This is a genomic window from Bacillus sp. HY001 (assembly GCF_007558965.1).
GTDB classification, from domain to species: Bacteria; Bacillota; Bacilli; order Bacillales; family Bacillaceae_G; genus Bacillus_A; species Bacillus_A mobilis.
The window spans coordinates 1-3,014 of record NZ_VLTE01000053.1 but is presented as its reverse complement, the minus strand read 5'-3'; the positions used below and the strand labels follow the sequence as shown (position 1 = coordinate 3,014).

Here is a 3,014-nt window from a genome sequence, read left to right as displayed (position 1 = left end):
ATATAAGACGTGGTACCGGAAACCACCGCTCTATCCGACTGAGCTATGGGCGCATGATAATAGAAAACACTTCATTTTCTTCTCATAATAATAGCAATAAAATCCATCTAAATCAATAAAAATATCCCCGTAATCCTTTATGACGCTTAGTTATGAGTATATTAACAAAGCACCCCCCTAAATTTTCCAATCATAAATTCACCCCAACTCACAAATTATAATCTTTGAATTGATATTCCAAAGGGGGCTTCATTCAATGACTGTAATTACGAAATTAAAACAAACTGTTTCTGGATTAAAAAGTGCACAAGCTAGCTTAGAGGGATTCGCTCTTGATACGGATAACCAACAAGCTAAGCAACTTTTCCAAACAGCTGCACAGCAAACACAAACGATTATCGATTCTTTAAACCCACGCGTTGAAGAAGTCAAACAAGAAGAACCACAATACTCACAGCAATAACGAATCAGTCTTGCTGTGAAATAGAAAAAGGATGATATGCAGTCATCCTTTTTCTATCACATTACATATTGCAATAGAAATGGAATGATAAATATGCAAAAACTCGGACTCATAACCGTATTATTTGCCCTTCTATTTAGCTCTTTTACCGGATGTGATAATAGTCCTTTAGATAAAAAAGTGAAAGAAGAAGCAAAACGAACGGAGAAAGAGAAAGGTCCAAAGTTAACAAAAACGAGTATGGAATCCTTTAATCAATCTATATCACAAGGAGCCAAGAAAAGAGCTCTCACTATGGATGAAATTATAAAAAGTACAGCAGTAAATTCAAATTTAGATCTCTACATAGCAGTTACACCTGAGCATCACGAAAGATTTGGATTAAAACCTCTCCGTAAGAAGCTCCAAAAGCAGCTAAGTGATGAGCACCCCACTTTCGATGTTCGTGTAAGTACAGATAAAAAAATCTTTATGTTACTTGAAAAGCTTGAAAGAAAAATTAAGGAAAAGAAAGTATCTAAAGATGAAATTAATAAACAATTAAAATTCATTGGTAAAAAAATGGAGTCTAACACTTAACGCTTTTTAAAAGAAAAGGAAGGTTTGCAATGTCTAGTAAAGATAAAAACTTAACCCCTGTGCAACAGGAATATAAAAAATTCGAGCAAGAACGCGAACCGAAGCGTCCTGTCTTAAAAAACTGTATAAAAGCCTTTTTCGTTGGTGGTTTCATTTGCCTAATTGGGCAACTCATTTCTACTTTTTATATTACGTATTTCGATTTCACTGAACGCTCAGCAGGGAATCCAACAGTCGCAACTCTTATTTTCATCTCCATGTTATTAACTGGATTTGGTATATACGATCGGTTTGGTCAATTTGCCGGAGCAGGCACAGCTGTACCTGTCACTGGATTTGGTAACTCCGTTATTGCCGCATGTATCGAACACCGCACAGAAGGTTTTGTACTCGGCGTTGGTGGTAACATGTTTAAATTAGCTGGTTCTGTTATTTTATTTGGTGTATTTTCCGCTTTCGTCATCGCACTTATTAAAACGATTCTCGTTCAATGGGGAGGGCTATAAATGTTACAAGGACACCGAACGTGGGTATTTGAAAACAAACCAGTTATTATTTCGACGGGAGTCGTTGGCGGGCCGTTTGAAGCTAAAGGCAAAATTCCAGAAGACTTCGATACCCTCCATGAAGATTTATGGCTCGGACAAGATTCCTATGAAAAAGCACATAAAATTTTGTTCGAAGAAGCTTGTAGCCGCGCTACTGAAAAGGCAAAACTTCGTAAAGACGATATTCAATTTGTACTCGCAGGCGATTTAATTAATCAAATTACCCCTACAAGCTTTGCTTGCCGTACACTGGGCACTCCTTATCTCGGACTATTCGGCGCTTGTTCTACTTCTATGGAAGGTTTAGCACTTGGAGCAAGTATCGTAAATGCAAAAGGCGCAAAATATTTATTAACTGGTGCATCCAGTCATAATACAGCTGTAGAAAAACAGTTCCGCTATCCTACCGAATATGGTGGGCAAAAACCACCTACCGCGCAGTGGACAGTAACCGGAGCAGGAGCTGCTATTTTAAGCGATACTGGACACGGTCCTAGGGTAACATCTGCCACAATCGGACGAGTGGTTGATATGGGATTAACAGATCCATTTAATATGGGAGGTGCAATGGCTCCAGCTGCCGTTGATACAATTGAAGCCCATTTACGCGAACGACAAATTGATGCCTCTTACTACGATTTAATCGTAACGGGTGACCTCGGACATGTAGGACGCGAAATTGCTTATGACTTATTACATAAACACGGAACGAAAGTAACGAGCGAACAGTTTCAAGATTGCGGGCTGCTCATTTATAGAGAAGGGCAACCTGTCATCGCTGGCGCTAGTGGACCAGGGTGTTCCGCAACGGTCGTATACGGTCACTTATTAAACCGAATGAAAAGAGGAGAGTTTAATAAAATACTTGTCGTTGCGACAGGCGCTTTACTATCTCCACTTACATTCCAACAAGAAGAAACGATTCCGTGTATCGCTCATGCCGTTTCGATTGAATTTGGAGGTGCAACGCAATGATTTTTTTCTGGGCTTTCGTCATTGGCGGACTTATATGTGTAATCGGCCAACTTATGTTTGATGTTGGAAAGCTAACACCAGCTCATACAATGGCAACACTCGTTGTTGCTGGAGCTATATTAGATGGATTCAATTTGTATGAACCATTAATTGATTTCGCTGGAGCTGGGGCAACTGTACCTATTACAAGCTTTGGTAATGCCCTCGTTCACGGTGCAATGGAAGAAGCTGCAAAACATGGCATCGTTGGCGTTATTACCGGCATGTTTAAAGTAACAAGCGCCGGTGTATCCGCAGCTATTATTTTCGGCTTCATCGGAGCATTGCTATTCAAACCGAAAGGATAAGGTGTTCGTATGACAGTTATCGCTAGCGTCAAAACCTGCCTTGCTAGTGTAAGGGGCGCTCAAGCAAGTTTGAGCTCCCTTTCACTACATTCACAGGACGCA

General features: G+C 40.0%; 5 protein-coding genes and 1 pseudogene. All 6 read left to right on the top strand.

What is annotated here, in order from left to right; all coding sequences use genetic code 11:
• Positions 1-256 precede the first annotated feature (256 nt).
• Positions 257-463: a DUF1657 domain-containing protein gene (locus FOT98_RS22245; protein ID WP_000216164.1), complete on the top strand. Its 207-nt coding sequence runs from the start codon at positions 257-259 to the stop codon at positions 461-463.
• Positions 464-556: 93 nt separating this feature from the next.
• Positions 557-1,042, top strand: a complete 486-nt coding sequence (locus FOT98_RS22240) for a YhcN/YlaJ family sporulation lipoprotein (RefSeq protein ID WP_001170598.1) — start codon at positions 557-559, stop codon at positions 1,040-1,042.
• Between the two features lie 29 nt (positions 1,043-1,071).
• Positions 1,072-1,548 carry a stage V sporulation protein AC gene (spoVAC, locus tag FOT98_RS22235; protein WP_000095403.1) on the top strand — a complete coding sequence of 159 codons (477 nt, stop codon included), beginning with the start codon at positions 1,072-1,074 and terminating at the stop codon, positions 1,546-1,548.
• Positions 1,549-2,565, top strand: a complete 1,017-nt coding sequence (spoVAD, locus tag FOT98_RS22230; RefSeq protein ID WP_000938965.1) for a stage V sporulation protein AD — start codon at positions 1,549-1,551, stop codon at positions 2,563-2,565. It begins immediately after the preceding gene.
• Positions 2,562-2,912 carry a stage V sporulation protein AE gene (gene spoVAE, locus FOT98_RS22225; RefSeq protein WP_000575919.1) on the top strand — a complete coding sequence of 117 codons (351 nt, stop codon included), beginning with the start codon at positions 2,562-2,564 and terminating at the stop codon, positions 2,910-2,912. The genes spoVAD and spoVAE overlap by 4 nt, the downstream gene beginning before the upstream one ends.
• Before the next feature lie 9 nt (positions 2,913-2,921).
• A pseudogene (locus FOT98_RS22220) lies at positions 2,922-3,014 on the top strand (DUF1657 domain-containing protein); the annotation flags it as partial.